Here is a 23,625-nt window from a genome sequence, read left to right as displayed (position 1 = left end):
CAATATTTATATTTATGACGATACTAAAAACAATGTCAGTAGTAATTTTAACAGTAATGCTATCCTCCTGCTCCACAACAAAAAAAACAACGGCAACTTATTGGGTAAACAGCGCCAAAGTTGATTGCGATGCTGGTGCTGGAAAAACAACTTGCTTACAAGTTTCCAAAGCCGAGAATCATGAAAATGCCGAATGGTCGCTATTTTATTCAACCATAAATGGTTTCACTTTTGAACCTGGTTACTTACAAAAAATTGAAGTCACAGAAACACAATTAGATGCTGAAGGTGTTCCTGCTGATGCGTCTTCAATTCAATATGATCTTATAAACGTGTTAGAAAAAAAGCAAGATCCAAAATTAGCGATTCACGATATTTGGGCAACAACACATATTAATAGTAAAGCGATTGAAAGCACAACCACTGTGCCAATGCTTGAAATTAACACGACTGAGATGCGCGCTTCTGGAACTAATGGTTGTAATAATTACACCGGACAAATAAAAAACATCACTTCTAACACTATTGAGTTTGGAGCTATAGCATCCACTCGAAAAATGTGTATGGATATGGCAGTTCCAGATCGTTTTGACAAGGCATTTAATAGCATTTCAACGTATAAAAAAGAAGGCTTAACGTTATCTTTTTACAATGAAGCTGGTGACGAAATGTTACGTTTAAAAAAAGTAGATTAATTTCATTGTTATTATATTCAAAATGAATTGGGTTATTTAGGCTTAGGTCTCAATAACCCAATTTCTTTTCCACTATCTTTGCCTCCATAAATTATTAAATATTGGAAAAGAAAAAACAGCATCCTGAAGTAAAATCGGAACTTCACCCAAGAAATCAACATAGATCACGCTACAATTTTGATGCGCTTATAAAAAGTTCACCAAAATTAAGTCCTTATGTTGCACCTAATAAATACGGTGACGATTCCATCGATTTTTTTAATCCTGCAGCTGTAAAAGCATTGAACAAGGCTTTACTAATTCACCATTACGGATTAGACTACTGGGATATTCCTGAGCATTATTTATGTCCTCCGATTCCTGGAAGAGCAGATTACATTCATAATATTGCCGACCTTTTAAAAGGTGAAGGTTCAGTGATTCCAAAAGGAAATCATATAAAAGGTTTAGATATCGGTGTTGGTGCCAATTGTATTTACCCTATTATTGGTCATCACGAATATGGATGGTCATTTATAGGAAGTGATACCGATGAAGCCGCTATTATATCTGCGAAAGAAATTGAGCAGAAAAATTATGACTTAAGATCTACTTTGGAAATTAGACGTCAAGACAAAGCAAACAACTTTTTTTATGACATCTTAAAACCAGAAGAAAAAGTAGATTTCTCTATTTGTAACCCACCTTTCCATGCGTCTGCAGAAGATGCTCAAAAAGCAAGCTTAAAAAAACAAAGGAACCTTAAAGGGAAACGCCCTAATAAAGCACTTTTAAATTTTGGCGGACAACATAACGAATTATGGACCAAAGGTGGTGAAGCACGCTTTGTAAAAGACATGATTTATGAAAGCAAGCACTTTGGCAAACAATGTTTTTGGTTTACAAGTTTAATTTCGAAAGAAGTGACGCTAAAACCAACTTATAAAGTTCTAGAAAAAGTAAATGCGACTGTTGTAAAAACTATTGAAATGGGACAAGGCCATAAAATCAGTAGATTTATCGCTTGGACCTTTTTAACAGAACAAGAACAAAACGACTGGATAAAAGAACGTTTTTAGTAAGATTACGTTACTTAGAGTAATCCCCTTTTTAGCGGAATGTTTCGAGAAGGAAATGAATCAATATGATTCTCGATACTATTTGCTTAGACTTTACAAATTACTCGAAATGAGCGATTTGAAATTTTAATATTTTTATACCAAAGTTTGAATTAACAAATATTCTACCTTTGTTACCTTATTTGTCATTCTTGTGAAGGCAGGAATCTACAAGCTACGATCAACAAAGTGGATTCCTGCTTTCGCAGGAATGACAAACTTAATAAACACAATACCTATGTCATTTAAAGACTTACATCTTATAAAACCCATTCAAAAAGCTGTTGCAGCTTCTGGTTATATTGAACCTACTTTAGTACAACAACGTTCTATTCCACTAATTTTAGAGGGCAAAGATGTTATTGTATCTGCACAAACAGGTACAGGAAAAACAGCTGCTTTTGCCTTACCTATTTTGCAAAAATTGTACGATAAGCAAGATGCGCCAAAAAAGGGTAAAAAGATAAGAGCACTGATTATAAGTCCTACACGAGAATTAGCGATACAGATTCAGAAGAATTTTAAAACCTATGCTGAGTTTACTAATTTAACATCATTAGTCGTTTTTGGTGGTGCATCTATAGAACCTCAAATAGATGTGTTGAAAAAAGGTGTTGATATTTTAGTAGCCACTCCTGGTCGTTTACTCGATTTACATAAACAAGATTATATTAATCTCGATTTTATTGAAACCTTTGTTTTAGATGAAGCCGATTTAATGTTGGCCATGGGCTTTATTGATGACGTAAAAAAGATAGAACGTCTTTGTCCTCTAGAAAAGCAAACCTTATTATTCTCGGCAACGATTCCATATAAAATTGAAGAATTAGCCAATACCTTGCTTAAGGATCCTGAACGTATTGATGTGACTCCGACAAAATCAGTTGCTAAAAATGTAAATCAGTTATTGTATTATGTGCCTAAGCAAAACAAAATTGAATTGTGTTTACATTTAATGCGTAACACTATTGAAGGTAACGTTCTTATTTTTAGACGTACCAGAAATGGTGTAGATAAGCTTGAAGAAACCCTATTAAAAAATGGGTTCTCTGTAAATAGTATTCACGGTGATAAACCACAAAGTGAAAGACAAACCGCTTTAAATAAATTTAAAAACGGTTACGTTAAAATCCTTATTGCTACAGACGTTGCGGCACGTGGTATTGATATTAATGAATTAGATAACGTGCTTAATTTTGACATGCCAGGCATACCCGAAACATATGTACATAGAATTGGTAGAACTGGTAGAGCTGGTCATACAGGAAATTCGTATTCCCTATGTTCTGCCGATGAGAAAAATTACATAAAAAAGATACAACAAGCTATTAATGTTCAGATTCCGGTAGAAACGGACCATCCTTATCCGCTTGATCCGAAAGCGGAACCTGTTGTACACAAAAGGCAAGGTAGTAAGTATAAAAAAGGTCGTAAAAGTGAGGCTTCTAAGAAGAAGAAGAAACGTTGGTATTAATCAGTTGTTAAAGCATGGCATATAAAACCTTAATGTTTCTTCATTTATACACAGTTTTACCTTGTGTATTTATTGGTGCTTATCTTTTAATTGTAAAAAAAGGAACTAAAACTCATAAATTGCTTGGTAGAATTTATATGATTTTAATGCTGTTTACAGCAACCGTAACATTATTTATGCCTGCTGCAGTTGGTGGACGCTTTTTAAATCATTTTGGCTGGATTCACTTGTTTAGTGTTTTAACATTTTGGACTATACCAACAGCATATATCGCTATTAAAAAAGGCAATGTAAACGCTCATAAACGAAAAATGATTTTACTCTACTTTGGTGCAATCATTATTGCTGGCGCGTTTACATTTACTCCAGGTCGATATTTACATAGTGTATTTTTTGGATAAGGCTACTCAAATTTCATTTCGAAAAGTAAGTAATGTTTAATCCCAAATTTCTCTCCCCAGTTTTCTATATCATTACCTGACGTTCCTACGTCGCACCAAGACAAAGAACCATCTTCTCTTTCGTAAGGTAAAATATAAGCTAACAAATAGAATGACTTATCGTAGCCTATTTCTAAGTTACTTTCGTCTACTAGATTTCTTAAACTGTAATTATCAGAGTCGATAGCATCATATTTTTTAGTGATACTAAATCTAGGAAATTTAAAAGTCATTTTCAGTTGGTTATCATTGGTTCGTTTTGATATCACTTTCATTTTAAAAACAGTATCACTCAATGTTTCAAACTGTTTATAACCTATCGTTTTACTATTTATAATGACGGTATCAGATACTATTTTACCATCCCAAATTTCCTTTACAGAGAGCCTGTAACTTTTTCCTTTAAGTTGTTCTCCTGAAAATTTCAATTTCATATAATCAATGCCCTCAAAGCTTAAAAGATCACTTACTTCTTCTATATCTGATGCATATTCAGTTTCCATCCTTAAACCTGAATCCGATTTAGAATTCGTTTCCTTCTGTTGTGCTAGCAATCCACTGAAACACGTTAATGCAACAGTCATAATTAGAATTCTTTTCATAAATTAATTGTTTATTTTTTTGATTGAATCGTTGTATGAATAAATAATACCATGAATGATATTGAAGAAAATTTCACCTGAAAACTCACCATTGCCTTGTGATTTTCGTTCCATCATATTGAACTTCTCTCCTTTTTTTGTAGGCTGCATTTCTATGGTATACTTGTCAACAAAACTCTTAGTGTTATTGCCTATCACTTTAAAACTATAATCTAACTTGGGATAAAATAAATGTATCTTAGAATATTCAGAATACAGATTAAAACGTTTAAAATCTTTAGCCCAATTATAAAAATAATACTCACTATTAAAGTCTGTTATTATCGTATTTTTTTGAATCTCACCTATTTCAACTTTTGAAAATTCTGAACTAATTTTAGCATTTTGAATACTTCCTATTTTACCATTTTTAACATTTTTAAATTCAAAATCACCGCCTACTATTCCTATGACTTCTAGAGTTGCATTTTCAATTTTAAATTTATTATAAGGGTTTGAAATTAATTTTGTTTTCACTGTTCCACCATTCAATGTTATAGACAATTCATTTCTAAGATTATGTCTGGCATACACCCCCGTTTCTTTGGCATTAACTGTTAATTTTAAATACGATGGAATTTTAATTGTAAAATGACTTCTCATCATTTTTATACCTCCTTTTTTAAAATTAGTCACCTTACCATCTTTATCTACTTTTTTAAAACGGTCGTTAATATATTTTAAAGAATTCCCCTGTATACTGTGATTATTCTGTTCTATTTCTAAACGTAATGCATCTAATGATTTGCGACCAACAGTATCTTTTTTAGAATCGAAAAAGGACTTGTTTAAAGTAATCGCATCTGTAGTATTAAACTCAAAAGTTTCCATTGAAATTTTATTTTTACTACTAGCACTAAGCGTAATATGATTATCAAATTTACCGACCTCTACTTTTACCTCATCTAAAAAGGAATTAATTTCTTTCTTTGAATATCCATCAAATTCCATAATATAATCCACATGAACTTTCCCATCTGTAGACTCCTCCAACGCAACTGTAATATTATCTAAATTAAAGATGGCCGTGGTATTTTTATCAGTCGTAAAAGATTCACTGTGAATCTTGTGTTGTTGTGCATTTAGCATGACTGATGTGATGAGCATCAGTGCTAAAAGTTTAAATGGTGTTTTCATTCTGTTCGTTTGTTTGATTTAATATTTTGATGTGTTTCTGAATATCTTTTAAAATTTGAAGTCGAGTTTGAAGATTATCAACTAATGCTTCAATGACTAAAATATTATTAGAATCTTCTTTAAATTGTAGAGAGATACTTTGATAATCTGTATCTAAATCTTTTAAGTTTTTTCTAAATCGTTCCACTAAAACGTCATCGTCTGCAATGGCAATAAAGTTCTCCCATTCTGTTTCAATATCTTTAAGATATGTTGCCTCTACAGCTTCTACTTGTGCTATAATTGGTGATACTTGATTTAGTTCTGGTTTTGATTCCATTTCCATCACATTAAACCCAATAGTTAATGCAATGATTAAAATAGCTGCCGCACTTAACCAAGCATAAGGATTCTGCTTTGGTTTGGGTTGCTTTTTAAGTTTCTCTAAAAACTCATCTCTATGATTTTCCGGAAGCGTTTTTAATTCGTCTTCCTCTTTAAATAGAGTTCTAATATCTTGCTTCATTGTACTTTTGTTTTAATAAGTCTTGTAACTTTAATTTCCCACGTCTTAGATGCGTACGTGATGTTTTTACGGGAATTTCTAAGATGTCTGAAATCTCTTCGTGATCATAGCCTTCTAACAGATAAAGCTTCACTACTACTCTATGTTTTTCAATAATCTGCTCAATGGCAAATAAAATCTCTTGCTTCGTAATTGAAATATCAAATTGCCAATCATCTTCATATGAAATCTGCAATTCTGATACCTCAACCGCTTCAAACTCTAGTTTATTTTTCTTTAAAACGTCTAAACACTGGTTAATGATAATGCGTTTTAACCAAGCACCAAAGGTGGATTCGGGCTTATAAGATTCAATATGTCTAAACGCTTTTAAAAAGCCGTCTTGCATCGCATCTTTTGCATCTTCTTCACTTAAATATCGACAGGCAATGGTGAACATAGCTTGACTATACTTATCATAAACTCGCATTTGCGCAACTTGATTTCCTTTTTTGCAAAGCTTAATAAGTTTAGTTTCTAATTTCTGCATTGGGTTGGTTAGCTATTCTATAATTAAAAACGATGAAATTTGGAAAGGGTTTCAAAATAGGACAAAAAAGATTGATTTTAATTGAATATGTCTAAATTTAACCTGAATTTCAATCTACCCAATATAAAGATGAGCGACGATTACAAGAAACCTGCGTTTAAAAAATTATTAGATCGATTACAAGAAGAAAGCTGGCAATTAGAATTGCTGATTTCTGGTTTTGCTATTTTTGGATTATTCTCAGCCTATCCAGCTTTAGAAATGAAAATGGCCTATCACCAGTCTCAAAACGATAATAATCTGTTTTTTACGTTGATTTTAATTCTTGCACTTTCTGCGTGTTCCATATTAATTTTTAACTTACTTCTCCATGTGCTTTTACGAGGCCTATGGATTGGTGCCTTAGGATTACGGTATGTTTCTGGAGACATTGAATACGACACCTTAAATTACACCAAACGATTTAGCAATTATCTAAAAATAAAAGTAGGTTCTTTTGATAGGTATATTGCAAGATTAGAAGACTACTGTAGCATCATTTTCGCAATCACGTTTTTACTCATCTTTTATTTACTCGCTCTTGTTCTAATCATTGGGTCAATTGCTACAATAGTTTCGGTATTTTTAAATGGTCATACCTTTCGTGATTTTTCTACGTACGTTGGTATTATCCTTTTAGCATTTGTAGTTATTGGTATGCTACTAACTTTTATCGACTTTATAACACTCGGTTATTTAAAAAAGAAAAAATGGCTTAGCAAAGTATATTTTCCTTTCTACTGGGTTTTTAGCATTATCACACTTTCCTTTTTATACCGACCATTAATTTATAATTTTTTAGACAATAAATTTGGAAAACGCCTGAGTCTCTTTTTAGTTCCTATTTATATTTTATTGATATGGATGACTTCTTTATATTACAATCAATCTAACTATTTTACTTTTATTGAGGACTCGAGCAATAACATTTCTAATTCTTTAAATTACGAAGATATGTTAGTTAAGGAATCTGATTTTATTAAAAATATTGCGATTAATAGCAAAGTGATAAGCGATCCGTACGTTAAAGTATTTATAGCTTTTGATAAATCTATAGAAGATGAAATTTACCGATTTAATCCGAGTTTAAAACCTAAGGAAGACACCAGAGGAATTACTTCAGAAATAGGCTCCATGAATTCTGGCTCCAATGATAGTTCATTAAAAAGCGACTATTTAAAAACTTTTAATACGCTCTATTCTGTTGAAATTGATTCTACTCTGTATAAAACCGATTTTGTACTTGGAAAAACCGTAAAAAAGCAAAATGGCTTTGAAACTTATATTGGTATAAAAAACATAGATGAAGGTAAACATATGCTAAATGTAAAACGCAAGGAACGAAAAGCGTCAGATACTATATCAAAAACTGAAGTTTCTATACCATTTTGGTATTATCCAAACTAACATACGGCGTAAAAAAATGTCTCTAAATGGGGCATTTTTTTATGCCCATAAATAATGTATCTTTAAAATCTATAAGCTTAACCATGCAGAAATTTTTATTTATTCTAGTATTTATTGGACAAATCTCGTTTGCTCAAACAACAATTAAAGACAGCATTACATCTTACCCTGTGAGCTACGCCACCATTTCTTTTGGTAATGGTAACGGTCTTTTTGCTGATGATGAAGGTCAATTTATCTTTACAAAAAAATTATATCCAGATATTGATTCGTTATTTATTTCGGCTTTAGGTTTTAAGGACCTCAATGTTGCAACAAATAATTTACCACAATATTTATTAATGCAACCCGAAGCACATCAACTAGATGCGGTTATGATTGCTAATAAAATAGATCGAAAATTTAAAGAAGAAAAATTGAAACCCTCTTTAGATGACGATTATTATAATTGCTGGCTACCCACCATAGAATCTGAAATTGCTGTTTATTTTCCTAAAACCACTTCTAAAGATCAAAAACTGACACATGTATTATTTCCTATTGCTTTAGAATCTAAAGATTGGGAAAAACGTAACCGTTCTAATAGCGAAAAGAAGAAGTTCTCTACTTTGTTTAAAGTGAAATTTTACGATAACAATAATGGTGTTCCTGGTAATGTGCTTACTAATGAAACCATTGTTTTTAGAGCCACTGAAAAAGATGGTGATGCCTATGATTTGAATGTAGATGTTTATGGCATCTACATTCCTGAAAATGGTTTTTTTGTATCACTACAAGTTTTAGGCTATACCAATAAAGACGGAAAACTACTGCCTAACAAAAAGTACAAAGAGATTGTTACTAAAAGTGGTGGTGTTATTAAAATCCCAACCAACTTTAGACCGCTATTACCATTCACAGATGAAGTTGAAGCGAAAAACACTTATATCAAGCGCGTATTTATCAATGGAAATAATTGGGTTAAGTTTGATAAAGGCAATCAGTTTAAATCGAGCTTATTAGACAAAAATCTTTTTAATTACGGCATCGGTCTCACCTATAAAACATATAAAGATGAATGAGCCTATTGGTTTATACATAATGGCTGCTATCTATATTTTTGGCGGGCTAATGCACTTTTTAAAACCAAAAATGTATATGCGTATTATGCCAAAGTATTTACCAAATCATAAGGCTTTAGTGTATTTGAGTGGAGTTGCCGAAATAGTCTTAGGTATAGGTTTGTGTATTCCCGCAGTAAAAGCATTTTCTATTTACGGTATTATGGCAATGCTCGCCGTGTTTCTTCTAGTTCATGTTTACATGCTTTCTAGCGAAAAAGCAGCTGCCGGAATTCCGAAATGGATTTTAATATTACGTTTACCTCTTCAGTTTGGGCTGATGTATTGGGCTTGGATATATTTATAAGTTAATAGCTATGATTAACACCAAACATTGCCAATTCTGCGATCATCAAAAAGTAGATTTTAAAACAGGTACTATTTGTGCCTTAACAGATAGAAAACCTGACTTTGCAACTAAATGTGCAAATGCAAAACTTGATAAAAAATTAGAATCAAAAATCGAGTCGATTAACATTGCCTATGAAGCGGTATTAAAAACAAAATTATTAGTTTACATCAATTTTGTTGTATTTCTTGTGATTGCTGTCTCTGTAATATTAGCAGGATACTTTTTAGCTCAATATCTATTAAATTTTAGGGTTATTGCAGCAGCTCCTTTTATCATATCATCAGTTGGCCTTTTAATTATTCTCCCACTTGCAGTAGGTCCGCTAAACACATATAGAAATGATTTAAAACTAGCTAAAGCAAAAAAAGATGAATTAGATGCTGTTTTAAATATTTATAATATTAAATATGATATAACTATTTACTTTGGAGACAAATACCATGGCACACAAGATGTTGCCGTTGATTTACAACTTAAAAAATAATAACTACTCTACCTCAAAATCAAAATAGGTTTTAGGAAAAGGCTCCCATCGCAGTGTAAAATGCCACCATTCTTTAGGATAATTTCTAAAATTATGCTTCAGCATTACAGTTTGTAATAACTGTCTGTTTTTCTTTTGTTCATCCGTTAAAGCATCATGAGCCACCCAAGAAGCTTCACCAAAAAAATCATAAGGACTGCCCATATCTAAAGGTTCACCTGTTTCTCCATCTATAATAGTTAAGTCCACCGTACTGCCTCTACTGTGGCCAGATCGTGTTGCAATATAGCCCGATTTAAATAAGTTTTTCTTTTGAACTTCAGGATAAAAAATGGCTTTGTTAACAGTATCATTCAGCTTGCGAGCCCAAGTTATAAAATGATTCACTGCACGTTGCGGACGGTAACCATCGTACACTTTAAGACATAGGTTCTGTTCTTGTAATTCGTCTTGCACAAGCTTTAGCTTGTCAACTGTACCTGTCGTTAAGATTAACCGATTTGCTTTATAACCATCAATAGTATCTCCAACAAAATTGTTTTCAGAAAAATAACGTAGTTCCACATCCAAATCCGGAATCACAGATTTTGCATATACAAAACCATCAGGTAACGTTTGCTTTTGTTGAAATCCTAAAGTCAAAAGGATTAAACTTCCTATATAGAGTAGCGCTTTGTAATTCATATCAAAATACTAAATTAATAAAAAATACAGTACGAACTTATTTTAGTGAAGCAACATTATAAACGTTGAAATTAAAAACTAAATAATGACAATTAAAAATTGTCAAAGAAGTATTTTCTGAACTTAAAATAATCTAAAATTGAAGTTGGACACTGACGAACTTGAAGTTATAAAAAACAAAAAACCGAGATCCCTCAATCTCGGTTTTCGTTTATTTGCTTTTTTTTATGCTAGTAGATTTAGGGTCTCTAAGTCAACAAAACACAAGGCAAATATTAATTAATTAATCCATTGAACTAAAAACTAAATTTTAGTACGAGTCAAATATATAATTCATTTTCAATTACAACGCTTAAAAACACATTTAATCGCTGAAATACACATAATTTTAACATTTCAAGATAAAATGATGTATTTCAACGATGAAATACAGTTTTACGCATTGCGTTATTTTCATAATAGAACGCTTAACCTTGGTATAAAATTTGAAACATATATAGAATTCAGTCTAATATGGATTAACTTTATACTCTTAAAAAATTTAAAAATGAAACAATATTTAATTCTCGTTCTATGTTTGATAAGCAGTATTGGGTTTAGTCAAGAAAAAACGTATAATGAAGAGGAATTATCAATCTCAAAATGGATAGACGGCACATTACTTATTCCTAAAACCATAGACAAGCCTAATTTGGCAATTATCATAGCCGGCTCTGGTCCTACTAATAGAAATGGCAATCAAAACTTCCTTAAAAGCAACTCCTTAAAAAAATTAGCAGAAGGCCTTACCGAAAATGGCATTGCTACATTTAGATACGATAAGCGCATTGTAAAACAAATTCGTCAAAACAAGGTCGCTAAAGACATTCTGTTCGATGATTTTGTTAGTGATGCTTCAGACGTTTTAAATTATTTTAAAGACAAAGGGACTTACAATAAAATCTATATCGTTGGTCATAGCCAAGGCAGTTTAGTTGGTATGTTATCTGCAAAAGATAAAGCTGATGGATTTATATCATTAGCTGGTGCGGGTAATAATATAGGAGATGTACTTATAGAACAAGTCACTAAAATGGCTCCAAAATTAGGCGAAGAAACACAACGCGTTGTCGCTTTATTAAAAACAGGAAAAACGACAACGGATTATCCGGATGCATTAGGATCCCTGTTTGGTCCAGACATACAGGAGTTTATGATGAATTGGATGTCATACAATCCTACTGACATTATTAAGGAATTAAAAATACCTATCCTTATTGTTAATGGCACTAAAGACCTTCAAGTTTCTGTTAGTGAAGCTGAAGTCCTAAAAGAAGCGAATAGTGAAGCCGAACTATTAATTATAGAAAACATGAACCATGTACTTTTTGAAATTGAAGGTGATGATTTAGAAAATTCAAAATCGTATAACGAATCGTTTAGAGCTATTTCTCCGCAATTGATAAATGGTATAACAGCATTTATGAAGTCTTAATCTTTTTTTTTATCCACATAAAACAAAAAGCATCTCTACTGATAAATATCAGACATGAGATGCTTTTTTAAATTAACTAACCTAATAAAATGAAAAGCATCCCAACCACGAGATGCTTTTTCTAACTAACCAACCAATGTAATGTTACGACTTTGTAGTTCTGTTATCAGTTGATAACAGTTGTAATAATCATTACAATTAATAGTAAGCAAACCTTGTGCCAAACTTTATTTTTTCTTTCTTTTTTAAAAACTGTAACAAAATAAAAAATTTGCATACTTATAAATTAAAGTATATCTTTATGATATCATTTTAATATCACTTTGAATTAACAAAATGATTAACCAACTAAATTCTAAACTTATGAAAGAAGAAAAAATCATCGTTCCAGCCAATGGCTATTTAATGCTCTTTTTATTTTTATTACTCTTCTTTGGAAGTATTGTTTTATTTCCAATAACAGAAACTGGATGGCCCGTAATTGGTATTGTATTCGCATTAGTATTAGCTTTTGGGTTTTTAATGGTGCAACCCAACGGTTCTAGAGTTCTTCTTTTATTTGGAAAATACGTTGGTACAGTAAAAAAGAATGGTTTCTATTGGGTAAATCCGTTTTACACTAAAAAGAAAATTTCGCTTAGAGCAAGCAATTTTGATAGCGAAAGGTTGAAGGTGAATGATAAATTAGGAAATCCTATAATGATCAGCACCATCTTAGTTTGGCGCGTTCAAGACACCTATAAAGCCGCTTTTGATGTCGATAACTATGAAAACTTTGTTCGCGTACAAACAGATGCGGCCGTCCGTAAACTAGCGAGTATGTATCCTTATGATAATTTTGCAGATGAAGGTGTAGACGAAGATATTACCCTACGCTCTAGTGTTAATGAAGTGAGCAACGCCTTAGAAAAAGAAATAGACGAGCGTTTATCCATTGCAGGCATCGAAGTTTTAGAAGCACGAATTGGTTACTTGGCCTACGCACAAGAAATTGCCAATGCCATGCTTAAGCGTCAGCAAGCCACAGCGATTGTTGCAGCACGGCATAAAATTGTTGAAGGAGCTGTAAGTATGGTAGAAATGGCCATAGAGCAGTTAAGCAAAAAAAATGTTGTGGATTTAGATGAAGAACGCAAAGCAGCTATGGTTAGTAATCTTATGGTGGTGCTTTGTGGAGATAAAGATGCATCACCAGTTTTAAATACAGGAACTTTAAATCATTAAAATGACTCAAAAACAGATTTCTAGTATCGGCATAGGATCAGCTATAGGAAGTAGCATAGGTACCACAATTGGTGCCATAACAGACAATATTGCAACGGGTTTAATATTTGGTTCAATTATCGGAACACTAATAGGTATTATATTTGCCTTCGCGATTTTTAAGACAGATGGTAAAAATGATACATTATGAAAGAATATAAAGTTGTAACTCCTAAATTAGGCTTTAGAAACCGTATTCAAAATTTTGAGGACCTTCTTAACCAAAATGCTCGTGAAGGTTGGGTCGTTAAGGATATTGGTGCTAATTGGTCTTCGGTAGTTTTTGAACGAGATAAAAATAGATAATGAAAATCTTTAAAGAAGAACAACGTTTTAATCAACCATGGCTGATTATACTGATACTAATCAGTTTATTAGTCCCTATTGGTGTTGTCATAAAAACTTACATAGAAGACCCGAACACGTTAACTACCTCAGAATTATTATCAATTATTGGTTTCATTATTCTGGCTTTTGCAGTACTATTTTTGTTTAAGCTGAGTACAAGAATAGATGAAAAAGGTATTCATTATCAATTCTTTCCGTTTCATTGGAGTTATAAAACCATTACATGGAATGCTATTGATAACGCTTATGTAAGGACTTACAATCCTTTAAGAGAATATGGTGGTTGGGGCATAAGAGGTACAGCACTTTGGAATACATCATCTAAAGGAAAAGCCATAAACGTTTCTGGCAACATCGGAATTCAAATCACATTAAAAAACGGTAAAAACCTGTTAATTGGAACACAATACGAAGAAAATGCTAAAAGTACTATTGCGACCTATAAATTAAAATTTAAACAGCCACATTAATATGTCTAAGAAGAAAGCCTTTGCACTACGAATGAATGAAGATATGCTGAAAGCCATTGAAAAATGGGCTTCAGACGAATTTCGTAGCACTAATGGCCAGATAGAATGGATGCTAATGCAGTATCTAAAAGAACATAACCGGCAACCCAAGCCAAAAGATAATTCAACAGAAAAAAAGTGATCGGAAACGGTCACTTTTTTAGTTTTAAATTTTCGTATTTTGCGAGTTCTAAATAAACTAAACCATGGATAATACTCCGATTTTTACTGATGATACTATTGTATTTGGGCTCTTAATGTTAGCCTTAGGATTTGTGTTTATAACCGAATCCATAAAAACCGGTTTTTGGGCTAAGTTTTACAAAATAGTACCTGGATTATTTATGGCTTATATGGTTCCTGCTGTTTTAACAACTACAGGTTTAATTTCTCCAGAATGGACAACGATATCAGAGACAGGTGTTATTACTGAACATAGCTCTAGTCTATATTACGTGGCTAGCCGCTACTTACTGCCTGCAGCCTTAGTATTAATGACTTTGAGTATTGATTTAAAAGCTGTTTTTAATTTAGGCTGGAAAGCTTTAGTTATGTTTTTTACAGGAACATTAGGTATTGTCATCGGTGGGCCTATCGCGATTCTATTAATTGCAAGTGTATCACCAGAAACCGTTGGTGGTGTTGGACCAGATGCTGTTTGGAGAGGACTTTCTACTTTAGCAGGAAGCTGGATTGGTGGTGGTGCCAACCAAACGGCGATGTTAGAAATTTATGGATACAACCAAGCTAAATACGGCGGAATGGTCTTTGTAGATATTGTTGTGGCTAATATTTGGATGGCTATTATATTAATTGGTATCGGAAAAAGAAATCGTATAAATAAATGGCTAAATGCAGATACTTCTTCAATTGAAGAGTTGAAAGAAAAAATGTCAACTTTTTCTGAAAAAGTAAAACGAAATCCATCGCTTACGGATATAATGGTTATCTGTGCTATTGCATTTGGTACTGTAAGTATGGCACACTTAAGTGCCAATTTCCTCGCCCCTCTTTTTGATGGTATTGTTGCCGATATAGAATCTCCAACCACACGTAATATATTCACCTTTTTAGGTTCAAAATTCTTTTGGATGATTAGTGTGGCTACCATAATCGCCATTGTATTATCTAATACAAAAGCTAAAAATTATGAAGGTGCTGGTGCCAGTAAATTCGGTAGTGTATTTATCTACATTCTTGTAGCTAGTATAGGGATGAAAATGGATCTAACAATGATTTTTGATAACCTTGGACTAATTGCAATCGGTGTTGTTTGGATGACCATTCACGCTATACTTTTAGTTATTGTTGCTAAGCTTATCAAAGCACCCTATTTCTTTCTAGCGGTTGGAAGTCAAGCTAACGTTGGCGGTGCTGCCTCTGCTCCTATTGTCGCTTCTGCTTTTCACCCTTCTTTAGCTACTGTTGGAGTTTTACTAGCCGTATTTGGATATGCAGTTGGAACTATTGCTGCCATTGGTTGTACAATTTTAATGGAATTAGCAGCTGTTAGTTAGTAATATCAAAACTATTATAAGATATTTGCGCACCTAATTATTTAGCAAAACATGACAAAATTAAACAAAGTACTAAGTCTACTAATTTTAGTAACATTAGCCGTTTCTTGTGGCAAAAGCAGCAACGATAACTTCACTTTAAAAGGAAGTATTAAAGGCTTAAAAAAAGGAGTTGTTTACCTTCAAAAAGATGGAGATTCTAGTATTGTAGATTTAGATTCTATGACTATTACTGGTCAATCAGAATTTACATTACACACCAATATAGACGAACCTATTATTCTCTATTTAAAGCTTTTCAAAAATGATGGAGAAGAACATTATATTCCATTTTTTGCAGACAAAGGCGTCACTGAAATTACAACTACCCTAAAGAGCTTTAGTTATGATTCTGAAATAAAAGGTTCTAAACAACAAGAACTTTTAGAGGAGTATTTAGGAGTTATGTCTAAATACAATAATCGAAATCTAGATATCATTGAAGCCAGTTTTATGGCTCAACAAAAAAATGATAGTATTTCATTAGACTCGCTGAATAATCTAGCAGATCATATTATAAAGCGCAAATACGCTTACACTATTCAATATGCTATGAATAATAAGGATAATGAAATTGCACCTTATTTAGCACTATACGAAGCACGAAATGCCAATCCGGTTTATATAGATTCTATTTATAACAATCTAACACCTGAAGTTAAAAATTCGCTTTACGGTAAAAAGTTAGGCGAAGTTATAGCGAATAGAAATTCCGATAATTAGTACGCGATAAAAAACTTGATTACGTAATTATACCGCATTTAATTTTACATAAAAAATCCAATCATTACTATGATTGGATTTTTTGTTTTTTAAAACGTATACAAGGATAGAATTGACTTTACCATGTTCGGAGTAATCTTCTCTTCTGCCGTTCATCATTGCACCAAATAAAAAAAACTCCAACTACTTTACAGTAATTGAAGTTTTAAAATTAAGAGCCGATGGAGGGACTCGAACCCACGACCTGCTGATTACAAATCAGCTGCTCTAGCCAGCTGAGCTACATCGGCAAAAAATGCTTACCTTATTTCGGTAAGCGAGCGCAAATTTAAAATAGATTTTCAAATTTGCAAATCAATTTACTTTAATTTATTGATTTTTTCGATAAGAGCTCTTCCTTTAGTTTCAAGGTCTGCGTTAATCGCCTTAAAATGAGCTTTTTTATTTTCTGCACCTCTATCATTAACACGAGCAATTAACTCATCAAATGTTACGATAGCTTCATCTATAACAGCTTCGCTTTCTTTAGTTGGCTTTTCAGCATTCGCTAATTCCCAAACGTAAACTGCTTCAATGATATCTCCTAATACGTAGTTGATATCTTTTTTTAAATCTCTTTTATTCGACATGATAATTATTTTTTATAATAACCGCAAAAGTACTAAATCCTTTTAGTTATTTGATTCTCATTATTATTTTTTATCGTAAGTTTTAAACGTACACTTCTAGAAGTTTACCGTAAACTGATTTTAATTTAAAGTTTTTGACTTCTGCAGGAATCAAAATCGTTTCCCCTTTTGAAATATGTTCTTTAGAATCTTTAGTGATAACCTCAACATCTCCATCAACACACATGTATATTAAAAACGAATCGTGAGTGTTATCAATTGCTATTTCGGACGCTATCTCTATGAAATTTGTAGTAAAGAAAGGGCAACTTACCATTTCGTTAGATACATCTTTCTGTTTTGCATAGTCGATTCTAAAATCGTTTTTCATTTCAAAATCAAAAGCATCAATGGCTATATCGTTATGCAATTCGCGCTCATTACCTTCGTCATCAACACGATCCCAATCATAAACACGATATGTTACATCACTAGTTTGCTGAATTTCTGCTAATAATACTCCTGCTCCAATAGCATGGACTCTTCCTGCTTCTATAAAATAGGTATCTCCTTCTTTTACGTTGTCAAAATTCAAAATTTCAGTAAGTGTATTCTTTTCTAAATGCTTTAGATAGGTTGCTTTATCAACCTCACCTTTAAATCCAACAATAAGGTTAGCATCATCATCGGCTTGCATTACATACCACATCTCAGTTTTACCAAACGAATTGTGACGTTTTTTTGCCAATTCATCATTAGGATGCAACTGAATACTTAAATCTTGTTTTGCATCAATAAATTTTATGAGTAAAGGAAATTCGTTACCAAAACGTTCCCAGTTTTTATCTCCTAAAAGACCTGCTTTATAATTATTAACAAGCTCTTGTAAAGATTTTCCTTTTAATTCACCATTACCAACAACAGAAACGTCATTTGGAACAGTACTAATCTCCCAACTCTCCCCAAGATTTTTAGACTCAGAAGCTTTATTGAAATACTGATTTAACTTTTCTCCTCCCCAGATTTTATCTTTAAGAATCGGTTGAAATTTTAATGGATATAGCATGTTTTCTTTATTAATTCCCTGAATATGTTACAAAGTTACGAGGTGTTTCGTAAAGTGTAATTTCAAGATGAAAATTCGGGTTGAGTTTTGGTTTAATTTTATTATAGATCACCACTGCAATATTTTCTGCTGTAGGATTGAGGTCTTTAAATTCAGGGACTTCAACATTTAAATTCTTATGATCAAAAGCATCTTCGACCTCTGATTTAATAATATCCTTCAATGTTTTGATATCAATTACATAACCTGTTTCAGGATCAATTTCACCTGTAACGCTTGCAACTAATTCGTAATTATGCCCATGAAAATTAGGGTTATTACACAAACCAAAAACGGCATCATTCTTCTCAAAACTCCAGTCTTTTCTATAAAGTCTGTGTGCTGCATTAAAATGTGCTTTTCTATGAACTGTAACTCGCATTATTTATTAACGTTTATAAATTCATAAAACTTTTCAAAAATTATTTTGAACCAAGCCGTGTATAGTTGTGGATTTTCAGCAATATCAGCTTTTACAGCTTCTAATGACATCCATTTCCAACTCTCCACTTCATCAGGATTAATATTTGGGTCATCATTAAAATACCCAACCATTACATGATCATATTCATGCTCTGTTAATCCATTATCAAAAGGTGCCTTATAAATAAATGAGGTCTTTTCTTCTAAGTCTGTTACAAAACCCATTTCCTCTTGCAAACGGCGTCTTCCTGCTTCTAAATTACTCTCACCATCACGTTGATGACTGCAACACGTGTTAGTCCATAAACCTGGAGTATGATATTTATGCATGGCACGTCGCTGAAGCATAAGTTCGTTCTTATCATTAAATATAAATACGGAAAATGCACGATGCAAAAGCGCCTTCTCGTGCGCTTCTAATTTTGGCATTAATCCAATTTTATTATCATTTTCATCTACTAAGATGACTTGTTCTTCTATCATAACGCTAAATTAACACCTTAAAATGATATAAAAGTGAAGGAATTCATAAAAAATTAAAAGTACAATTTGTAAAAAGCGAATCTAAGATCTATTTTAATTGTCTTTAATAATAGTATCTTCGCACTCGATTTTTAATAATACCTATGAGCTTCTTAAAAGAAATAAACAGACGACGAACCTTTGGAATCATCTCGCATCCAGATGCTGGTAAAACGACTTTAACAGAAAAATTACTATTATTTGGTGGAGCCATACAAGAAGCTGGTGCTGTAAAAAGTAATAAAATAAAGAAAGGAGCTACAAGTGACTTTATGGAAATTGAACGTCAGCGTGGAATTTCTGTAGCAACTTCTGTTTTGGCCTTTGAATATAATGGTATAAAAATTAATATTTTAGATACACCAGGCCACAAGGATTTTGCAGAGGATACCTTTAGAACATTGACTGCTGTTGATAGCGTTATTGTTGTTATTGATGTCGCTAAGGGTGTTGAGGAGCAAACTGAAAAGTTAGTCGAAGTCTGCAGAATGCGTAACATCCCAATGATTGTTTTCATAAACAAAATGGATAGAGAAGGTAAAGATGCCTTTGATCTATTAGATGAAATTGAACAAAAACTTGGATTAAAAGTTGTGCCGCTAAGTTTTCCTATCGGAATGGGTTACGACTTTAAAGGGATCTACAACATCTGGGAAAAAAACATCAATTTATTTTCTGGAGATAATAGAAAAGATATTGAAGAAACTATTGAGATTTCAGATTTATCGTCTCCAGAACTAGATAAGCTTGTAGGTGAAAAAGCAGCCAATACCTTAAGAGAAGAAATAGAGCTCGTAGACGGCATATATCCTCACTTTAATAAAGAAGACTATTTAAATGGTCAGCAACAACCTGTATTTTTTGGTTCGGCATTAAACAATTTTGGTGTAAGAGAATTATTAGATTGTTTTGTGGATATTGCACCAAAACCTAGACCTAAGCACAGTGAAGAGCGTTTAGTTAAACCCGAAGAAGATCAGTTTAGTGGTTTCGTATTTAAAATTCATGCCAACATGGATCCTAATCACAGAAATCGATTGGCATTTATTAAAATTGTGTCGGGTGAGTTTAAACGAAATACACCTTACCTGCATGTAAGACATAACAAGAAAATGAAATTTTCTAGTCCTAATGCCTTTTTTGCTGAAAAGAAAGAGATTGTTGACATCTCTTACCCTGGTGATATTGTTGGTTTACAAGATACCGGCAGTTTTAAAATTGGTGACACCCTAACTGAAGGAGAACTATTAAATTATAAAGGTGTACCAAGCTTCTCTCCAGAGCATTTTAGATACATTAATAATGCAGACCCGATGAAAGCTAAACAGCTTTATAAAGGTATTGATCAGTTGATGGATGAAGGAGTTGCGCAATTATTCACCTTAGATCTAAATGGTAGAAAAGTGATTGGTACTGTTGGAGCTTTACAATATGAAGTGATCCAATATAGGCTAGAACATGAATATGGCGCAAAATGTACCTATGAGAACTTGAATGTACATAAAGCATGTTGGGTTGAAACTAAGGATAAAAAGAGTGCCGAATTTAAAGAATTCTTACGTGTAAAACAGCGTTTCTTAGCTAGAGACAAACAAAATCAGCTAGTGTTTTTAGCTGACTCTATGTTTTCTTTACAAATGACACAGCAAAAATATCCAAGTATAACATTTCACATGACCTCTGAATTTGAATAAAATTAGAGATCATGTCTTGTTGAAATGTTAAAATAACATGTATTTTATCGAAGATTTTTGCTTTTAGATTTTGATTCTATTAGGTTTACTAACTATTTATTGTTTAAAATTAAGATTAACCCCAAACTAATCTACTTATTATGGATAATAACGAAAACGTTTTCAGTAACAATGAGATTACTGTAACCTACGCACCTCGCTGTTGTACAAATGCTGAATTTTGTGCAAAACAATTATCAAATGTATTTAGAAATTCTGTGATTCCTTGGATTGATTTAGAAGGAGCACAAACTGATGATATTATTAATCAGATTAACAAATGTCCTTCTGGTGCTTTAAAATATCACTTGAACCAAAAGGAAGTTGCTTAAATTTTAAAACCTATAAAACAAAAAACCTTTGAATGCATAATTCAAAGGTTTTTTTATGCGCGCTAAAAACTACGTATTCTTATTTTACGACTCAATTAAAAGTTTAAAATTCAATTAGATTTATAGATTAGTTATAATATTTTATAATTTTTGCCCTACTACTTAGGTATAAAAACAGTAATTTTAAACCAAAAATAACTATGAAACTTAAATTACTTTTTTGTTTATTCTTTATAATTATACAGCACACCAATTCTATTTCCGCTCAAGAAACTGTGGGTTTATTATACCACAACGAGACAAAAATTGCAGAAGGCTATACATTATTCTCCCCAATTAAAAACTCTTCTGCATACTTAATTGACAATTGCGGAAACATAGTTAATGAATGGAATTTTAATGGCACTCCTAAATCAGTACCTTATATATTAGAAAATGGTACAATATTGAGAGCCGGGAGTGGAGGTTTAGAAATTAGAGATTGGCATAATACCTTATTGTGGTATTATAATCTTATGGATTCATTAGATATACGACAACATCATGATATAGAACCTTTACCTAACGGAAATATACTTCTCATCGTAAAAGAAGTTATTGAAGAAGATGAGCTAATTGATTTAGGAAAAAACCCAGCACTAATTAGTAACAGTCTCTCATCAGAAAAGATAATTGAAGTTAAACCCATTGGGACAAATGAAATTGAAATTGTTTGGGAATGGCGCTTCGCTGATCGTTTTATTCAAGATTTCGATGCTACGAAATCTAATTACGGAGTTATAGAAAATCATCCAGAATTAATAGACATTAATTATGAAGACCATAACATGTCACATGCGGATTTTATGCACATGAACGGTATAGATTATAATGCCGAATTGGATCAGATTGTAATGTCGTGTAAAAGCTTAGGAGAAATTTATATTATTGATCATAGCACAATTACGGAAGAAGCTGCTTCAAGCACTGGTGGTAGCTATAATAAAGGAGGTGATTTTTTATGGAGATGGGGTAATCCTGAAGTTTACAGAAAAGGAAGTCCGTTAGATCGTAAGCTCTTTGAACAGCATGATCCTAAGTGGATTCCAGAAGGTTTTCCTAATGCCGGTAAAATAACAGTTTTTAATAATGACGTAGGAGCCACTAATACACATAGTTCCATTAATATTATTGCATCAGTACCTACTGCTTCGGGTTATGAAATTAGTAACGATAAATATAGCCCTACAGATTTTTTCTTTAGTTGGGATGGAGAGGTTATGAACCAAACTGTATTTCAGCCAAAAATGAGTGGAGTTACTGCTTTGCAAAATGGTAATTTAATTTTTTCGGAAGCTATTAAAGGTCGGCTAACTGAGATTACTCTAGATGGAGACATCGTTTGGATTTATAGAAATCCATCTGGAGAAAACATAATTAATCAATATTCGACAGAATCAGAAATATTATTCAATACTTTATTTAAAGCAGAAAAATATCCTTCAGATTATATTGGCTTTAATGGTTTAGATCTCATACCAGGAGATATCATAGAAGATGTTAATTCTAACTCAGAAAATTGTAATGAAAACCTTTCTACTACTGACCAAACATTTACTAAAATAAGAATTTTAAACAACCCTATTCAACACGAAACAATAGTCTTTTCAACACCGTTACAAGATTCAGCTACAATTGATATTTATAGTATCAACGGTAAATCCATGGTTAAGAATGTTAAATTGATCAACAAACAACTTCACATTCCTAAAATTGAAAAAGGGTTGTATTTTATAAATATCAAAGACACTAAAACTAATAAGACTCAAGTGATTAAATTTATAAAAAGTTAATCACTTAAGTCCTAAAGTTTGTTCTATTAAGCCTGACCAGTTGGTCCAAAATTTACCGGTATTGGTGGTTCTTCGTAATTAAACATTTCGAGAACCACCTTAAAACCTTATTTTTAAATTTTGATGTTATTTTAATTATTAAGCTTGACCAGTTGGCCCAAAATTCAATGGAATTGGTGGTTGCTCGTAATCTTTAATTTCACCATGCGCTTTTTCAAAACGGGTTACATTTTCACCTAAGGCTTTTAATAAGCGTTTGGCATGCTGTGGAGTTAAGATTATCCGAGACTTTACTTTACTCTTTGGAGTACCAGGCATAATGCTTACAAAATCTACCACAAATTCTGATACTGAGTGATTGATTATTGCCAAGTTAGAATACGTCCCTTCTGCTATTTTCTCGTCTAGCTCTATATTTATTTGTCCTTTTTTATTATTAGGATTGTTCTTATCGTCTGCCATTATAAATTTATTTTATGCTTTCAAATCATTGAAAACTTTGTTTGTATTCTATTTAAATTAAAAAGCCTTCATGCAAATAAATGCTTGAAGGCTTTTTGTTATTTAGATTCCTATCATAATCATTGATTAGTCATTCAAAATTAATGAATTC

The 23,625-nt window shown here is 32.4% G+C and carries 29 protein-coding genes and 1 tRNA gene; 19 read left to right on the top strand and 11 right to left on the bottom strand.

What is annotated here, in order from left to right; translation table 11 throughout:
* Positions 1-32 precede the first annotated feature (32 nt).
* The 4 genes from BLT80_RS14230 (at position 33) to BLT80_RS14215 (ending at position 3,667) form a co-directional block, all read left to right on the top strand.
* On the top strand, positions 33-695 hold the full coding sequence (locus BLT80_RS14230; RefSeq protein WP_175455623.1) for a DUF4377 domain-containing protein: 663 nt from the start codon (positions 33-35) through the stop codon (positions 693-695).
* A 101-nt stretch (positions 696-796) separates the two neighbouring features.
* Positions 797-1,753, top strand: a complete 957-nt coding sequence (gene rlmF / locus BLT80_RS14225) for a 23S rRNA (adenine(1618)-N(6))-methyltransferase RlmF (RefSeq protein WP_317041776.1) — start codon at positions 797-799, stop codon at positions 1,751-1,753.
* A 277-nt stretch (positions 1,754-2,030) separates the two neighbouring features.
* Positions 2,031-3,266, top strand: coding sequence for a DEAD/DEAH box helicase (locus BLT80_RS14220; RefSeq protein WP_092469113.1), 1,236 nt, complete (start codon positions 2,031-2,033; stop codon positions 3,264-3,266).
* A 14-nt stretch (positions 3,267-3,280) separates the two neighbouring features.
* The gene (locus BLT80_RS14215; RefSeq protein ID WP_092469111.1) at positions 3,281-3,667 is read left to right on the top strand and encodes a DUF2306 domain-containing protein; all 387 of its coding nucleotides are present in this window, start codon (positions 3,281-3,283) and stop codon (positions 3,665-3,667) included.
* A gap of 2 nt (positions 3,668-3,669) precedes the next feature.
* Here BLT80_RS14215 and BLT80_RS14210 read toward each other — a convergent pair whose 3' ends face one another.
* Genes BLT80_RS14210 through BLT80_RS14195 form a run of 4 tightly spaced genes read right to left on the bottom strand, consistent with a single transcriptional unit; the run spans position 3,670 to position 6,518 of the window.
* The gene (locus tag BLT80_RS14210) at positions 3,670-4,308 is read right to left on the bottom strand and encodes a hypothetical protein (protein ID WP_139181083.1); all 639 of its coding nucleotides are present in this window, start codon (positions 4,306-4,308) and stop codon (positions 3,670-3,672) included.
* Positions 4,309-4,311: 3 nt separating this feature from the next.
* On the bottom strand, positions 4,312-5,484 hold the full coding sequence (locus tag BLT80_RS14205) for a hypothetical protein (protein WP_092469107.1): 1,173 nt from the start codon (positions 5,482-5,484) through the stop codon (positions 4,312-4,314).
* Positions 5,468-5,989 (bottom strand): hypothetical protein, encoded by a 522-nt coding sequence (locus tag BLT80_RS14200; protein WP_092469105.1) that lies wholly within the window; start codon positions 5,987-5,989, stop codon positions 5,468-5,470. Before BLT80_RS14200 ends, BLT80_RS14205 begins: the two co-directional genes overlap by 17 nt.
* Complete coding sequence (locus BLT80_RS14195) at positions 5,973-6,518, bottom strand: RNA polymerase sigma factor (RefSeq protein ID WP_092469103.1); 546 nt, start codon at positions 6,516-6,518, stop codon at positions 5,973-5,975. The genes BLT80_RS14200 and BLT80_RS14195 overlap by 17 nt, the downstream gene beginning before the upstream one ends.
* Before the next feature lie 129 nt (positions 6,519-6,647).
* On the opposite strand from BLT80_RS14195, the gene BLT80_RS14190 reads away from it, so the two are divergent.
* From BLT80_RS14190 to BLT80_RS14175, 4 genes are read left to right on the top strand one after another with little or no spacing between them, the layout of a single operon-like run.
* The gene (locus BLT80_RS14190; protein ID WP_092469102.1) at positions 6,648-7,964 is read left to right on the top strand and encodes a hypothetical protein; all 1,317 of its coding nucleotides are present in this window, start codon (positions 6,648-6,650) and stop codon (positions 7,962-7,964) included.
* 26 nt (positions 7,965-7,990) lie between these two features.
* The gene (locus BLT80_RS14185) at positions 7,991-9,025 is read left to right on the top strand and encodes a hypothetical protein (protein WP_245710269.1); all 1,035 of its coding nucleotides are present in this window, start codon (positions 7,991-7,993) and stop codon (positions 9,023-9,025) included.
* Positions 9,018-9,371, top strand: coding sequence for a DoxX family protein (locus tag BLT80_RS14180; protein WP_092469100.1), 354 nt, complete (start codon positions 9,018-9,020; stop codon positions 9,369-9,371). The genes BLT80_RS14185 and BLT80_RS14180 overlap by 8 nt, the downstream gene beginning before the upstream one ends.
* A gap of 10 nt (positions 9,372-9,381) precedes the next feature.
* A complete protein-coding gene (locus BLT80_RS14175; protein WP_092469098.1) occupies positions 9,382-9,900 on the top strand; it encodes a hypothetical protein in 519 nt (172 codons plus the stop codon).
* A gap of 3 nt (positions 9,901-9,903) precedes the next feature.
* Here BLT80_RS14175 and BLT80_RS14170 read toward each other — a convergent pair whose 3' ends face one another.
* Positions 9,904-10,584 carry a M15 family metallopeptidase gene (locus BLT80_RS14170; protein ID WP_092469096.1) on the bottom strand — a complete coding sequence of 227 codons (681 nt, stop codon included), beginning with the start codon at positions 10,582-10,584 and terminating at the stop codon, positions 9,904-9,906.
* Positions 10,585-11,131: 547 nt separating this feature from the next.
* Between BLT80_RS14170 and BLT80_RS14165 the strand changes: the two genes are divergently transcribed.
* The 8 genes from BLT80_RS14165 (at position 11,132) to BLT80_RS14135 (ending at position 16,457) form a co-directional block, all read left to right on the top strand.
* Positions 11,132-12,058 carry an alpha/beta hydrolase family protein gene (locus BLT80_RS14165; RefSeq protein ID WP_092469274.1) on the top strand — a complete coding sequence of 309 codons (927 nt, stop codon included), beginning with the start codon at positions 11,132-11,134 and terminating at the stop codon, positions 12,056-12,058.
* A gap of 363 nt (positions 12,059-12,421) precedes the next feature.
* Positions 12,422-13,282 (top strand): SPFH domain-containing protein, encoded by an 861-nt coding sequence (locus BLT80_RS14160; protein WP_092469273.1) that lies wholly within the window; start codon positions 12,422-12,424, stop codon positions 13,280-13,282.
* A gap of 1 nt (position 13,283) precedes the next feature.
* On the top strand, positions 13,284-13,472 hold the full coding sequence (locus tag BLT80_RS14155; protein ID WP_092469094.1) for a glycine zipper domain-containing protein: 189 nt from the start codon (positions 13,284-13,286) through the stop codon (positions 13,470-13,472).
* Positions 13,469-13,627 carry a DUF4177 domain-containing protein gene (locus BLT80_RS19910; protein ID WP_139181082.1) on the top strand — a complete coding sequence of 53 codons (159 nt, stop codon included), beginning with the start codon at positions 13,469-13,471 and terminating at the stop codon, positions 13,625-13,627. The genes BLT80_RS14155 and BLT80_RS19910 overlap by 4 nt, the downstream gene beginning before the upstream one ends.
* Complete coding sequence (locus BLT80_RS20145) at positions 13,627-14,139, top strand: hypothetical protein (RefSeq protein WP_175455622.1); 513 nt, start codon at positions 13,627-13,629, stop codon at positions 14,137-14,139. The genes BLT80_RS19910 and BLT80_RS20145 overlap by 1 nt, the downstream gene beginning before the upstream one ends.
* A 1-nt stretch (position 14,140) precedes the next feature.
* Positions 14,141-14,320, top strand: coding sequence for a type II toxin-antitoxin system antitoxin (locus BLT80_RS14145; protein WP_092469092.1), 180 nt, complete (start codon positions 14,141-14,143; stop codon positions 14,318-14,320).
* Positions 14,321-14,384: 64 nt separating this feature from the next.
* Entirely contained in the window at positions 14,385-15,695 is a 1,311-nt protein-coding gene (locus tag BLT80_RS14140; RefSeq protein WP_092469089.1) for a DUF819 family protein, read from the top strand.
* 51 nt (positions 15,696-15,746) lie between these two features.
* The gene (locus BLT80_RS14135; RefSeq protein WP_092469086.1) at positions 15,747-16,457 is read left to right on the top strand and encodes a DUF4369 domain-containing protein; all 711 of its coding nucleotides are present in this window, start codon (positions 15,747-15,749) and stop codon (positions 16,455-16,457) included.
* A gap of 216 nt (positions 16,458-16,673) precedes the next feature.
* Here the strand turns inward: BLT80_RS14135 and BLT80_RS14130 are convergent.
* From BLT80_RS14130 to idi, 5 genes are all read right to left on the bottom strand, one after another.
* Positions 16,674-16,747 (bottom strand) — tRNA-Thr (locus tag BLT80_RS14130).
* Between the two features lie 69 nt (positions 16,748-16,816).
* Positions 16,817-17,086 carry a hypothetical protein gene (locus BLT80_RS14125; protein ID WP_092469084.1) on the bottom strand — a complete coding sequence of 90 codons (270 nt, stop codon included), beginning with the start codon at positions 17,084-17,086 and terminating at the stop codon, positions 16,817-16,819.
* Between the two features lie 82 nt (positions 17,087-17,168).
* A complete protein-coding gene (locus BLT80_RS14120; protein WP_092469082.1) occupies positions 17,169-18,131 on the bottom strand; it encodes a type I phosphomannose isomerase catalytic subunit in 963 nt (320 codons plus the stop codon).
* Positions 18,132-18,141: 10 nt separating this feature from the next.
* The gene (locus BLT80_RS14115) at positions 18,142-18,552 is read right to left on the bottom strand and encodes a 6-pyruvoyl trahydropterin synthase family protein (protein ID WP_092469080.1); all 411 of its coding nucleotides are present in this window, start codon (positions 18,550-18,552) and stop codon (positions 18,142-18,144) included.
* Positions 18,552-19,076, bottom strand: coding sequence for an isopentenyl-diphosphate Delta-isomerase (idi, locus tag BLT80_RS14110; protein WP_092469078.1), 525 nt, complete (start codon positions 19,074-19,076; stop codon positions 18,552-18,554). Before idi ends, BLT80_RS14115 begins: the two co-directional genes overlap by 1 nt.
* A 143-nt stretch (positions 19,077-19,219) precedes the next feature.
* Between idi and BLT80_RS14105 the strand changes: the two genes are divergently transcribed.
* The 3 genes from BLT80_RS14105 to BLT80_RS14095 all read left to right on the top strand — a co-directional run bounded on the left by BLT80_RS14105 (position 19,220) and on the right by BLT80_RS14095 (position 23,012).
* Positions 19,220-20,809, top strand: coding sequence for a peptide chain release factor 3 (locus BLT80_RS14105; protein ID WP_092469076.1), 1,590 nt, complete (start codon positions 19,220-19,222; stop codon positions 20,807-20,809).
* A gap of 140 nt (positions 20,810-20,949) precedes the next feature.
* Positions 20,950-21,180 (top strand): (4Fe-4S)-binding protein, encoded by a 231-nt coding sequence (locus BLT80_RS14100; RefSeq protein WP_092469073.1) that lies wholly within the window; start codon positions 20,950-20,952, stop codon positions 21,178-21,180.
* Positions 21,181-21,380: 200 nt separating this feature from the next.
* On the top strand, positions 21,381-23,012 hold the full coding sequence (locus BLT80_RS14095; protein ID WP_092469071.1) for an aryl-sulfate sulfotransferase: 1,632 nt from the start codon (positions 21,381-21,383) through the stop codon (positions 23,010-23,012).
* Between the two features lie 138 nt (positions 23,013-23,150).
* On the opposite strand, the gene BLT80_RS14090 is transcribed toward BLT80_RS14095, so the two are convergent.
* Positions 23,151-23,474 (bottom strand): DUF3467 domain-containing protein, encoded by a 324-nt coding sequence (locus BLT80_RS14090; RefSeq protein ID WP_092469069.1) that lies wholly within the window; start codon positions 23,472-23,474, stop codon positions 23,151-23,153.
* Between the last annotated feature and the right edge of the window lie 151 nt (positions 23,475-23,625).

Origin of the sequence: Winogradskyella thalassocola, from assembly GCF_900099995.1 — a bacterium.
GTDB classification, from domain to species: Bacteria; Bacteroidota; Bacteroidia; order Flavobacteriales; family Flavobacteriaceae; genus Winogradskyella; species Winogradskyella thalassocola.
Note: the sequence above shows the minus strand (reverse complement) of the source record. Positions and strands in the feature narration are given on the sequence as shown.

Coding starts and splice junctions, on each gene's coding strand:
- BLT80_RS14215 (WP_092469111.1), top strand. CDS start 3,281: ATGGCATATAAAACCTTAATGTTTCTTCATTTATACACAGTTTTACCT.
- idi (WP_092469078.1), bottom strand. CDS start 19,076: ATGATAGAAGAACAAGTCATCTTAGTAGATGAAAATGATAATAAAATT.
- BLT80_RS14180 (WP_092469100.1), top strand. CDS start 9,018: ATGAATGAGCCTATTGGTTTATACATAATGGCTGCTATCTATATTTTT.
- BLT80_RS19910 (WP_139181082.1), top strand. CDS start 13,469: ATGAAAGAATATAAAGTTGTAACTCCTAAATTAGGCTTTAGAAACCGT.
- BLT80_RS14095 (WP_092469071.1), top strand. CDS start 21,381: ATGAAACTTAAATTACTTTTTTGTTTATTCTTTATAATTATACAGCAC.
- BLT80_RS14115 (WP_092469080.1), bottom strand. CDS start 18,552: ATGCGAGTTACAGTTCATAGAAAAGCACATTTTAATGCAGCACACAGA.
- BLT80_RS14175 (WP_092469098.1), top strand. CDS start 9,382: ATGATTAACACCAAACATTGCCAATTCTGCGATCATCAAAAAGTAGAT.
- BLT80_RS14120 (WP_092469082.1), bottom strand. CDS start 18,131: ATGCTATATCCATTAAAATTTCAACCGATTCTTAAAGATAAAATCTGG.
- BLT80_RS14210 (WP_139181083.1), bottom strand. CDS start 4,308: ATGAAAAGAATTCTAATTATGACTGTTGCATTAACGTGTTTCAGTGGA.
- BLT80_RS14165 (WP_092469274.1), top strand. CDS start 11,132: ATGAAACAATATTTAATTCTCGTTCTATGTTTGATAAGCAGTATTGGG.
- BLT80_RS14105 (WP_092469076.1), top strand. CDS start 19,220: ATGAGCTTCTTAAAAGAAATAAACAGACGACGAACCTTTGGAATCATC.
- BLT80_RS20145 (WP_175455622.1), top strand. CDS start 13,627: ATGAAAATCTTTAAAGAAGAACAACGTTTTAATCAACCATGGCTGATT.
- BLT80_RS14190 (WP_092469102.1), top strand. CDS start 6,648: ATGAGCGACGATTACAAGAAACCTGCGTTTAAAAAATTATTAGATCGA.
- BLT80_RS14200 (WP_092469105.1), bottom strand. CDS start 5,989: ATGAAGCAAGATATTAGAACTCTATTTAAAGAGGAAGACGAATTAAAA.
- BLT80_RS14125 (WP_092469084.1), bottom strand. CDS start 17,086: ATGTCGAATAAAAGAGATTTAAAAAAAGATATCAACTACGTATTAGGA.
- BLT80_RS14100 (WP_092469073.1), top strand. CDS start 20,950: ATGGATAATAACGAAAACGTTTTCAGTAACAATGAGATTACTGTAACC.
- BLT80_RS14230 (WP_175455623.1), top strand. CDS start 33: ATGTCAGTAGTAATTTTAACAGTAATGCTATCCTCCTGCTCCACAACA.
- BLT80_RS14135 (WP_092469086.1), top strand. CDS start 15,747: ATGACAAAATTAAACAAAGTACTAAGTCTACTAATTTTAGTAACATTA.
- BLT80_RS14205 (WP_092469107.1), bottom strand. CDS start 5,484: ATGAAAACACCATTTAAACTTTTAGCACTGATGCTCATCACATCAGTC.
- BLT80_RS14170 (WP_092469096.1), bottom strand. CDS start 10,584: ATGAATTACAAAGCGCTACTCTATATAGGAAGTTTAATCCTTTTGACT.
- BLT80_RS14185 (WP_245710269.1), top strand. CDS start 7,991: ATGGGGCATTTTTTTATGCCCATAAATAATGTATCTTTAAAATCTATA.
- BLT80_RS14145 (WP_092469092.1), top strand. CDS start 14,141: ATGTCTAAGAAGAAAGCCTTTGCACTACGAATGAATGAAGATATGCTG.
- BLT80_RS14090 (WP_092469069.1), bottom strand. CDS start 23,474: ATGGCAGACGATAAGAACAATCCTAATAATAAAAAAGGACAAATAAAT.
- BLT80_RS14155 (WP_092469094.1), top strand. CDS start 13,284: ATGACTCAAAAACAGATTTCTAGTATCGGCATAGGATCAGCTATAGGA.
- BLT80_RS14220 (WP_092469113.1), top strand. CDS start 2,031: ATGTCATTTAAAGACTTACATCTTATAAAACCCATTCAAAAAGCTGTT.
- BLT80_RS14160 (WP_092469273.1), top strand. CDS start 12,422: ATGAAAGAAGAAAAAATCATCGTTCCAGCCAATGGCTATTTAATGCTC.
- BLT80_RS14140 (WP_092469089.1), top strand. CDS start 14,385: ATGGATAATACTCCGATTTTTACTGATGATACTATTGTATTTGGGCTC.
- BLT80_RS14195 (WP_092469103.1), bottom strand. CDS start 6,518: ATGCAGAAATTAGAAACTAAACTTATTAAGCTTTGCAAAAAAGGAAAT.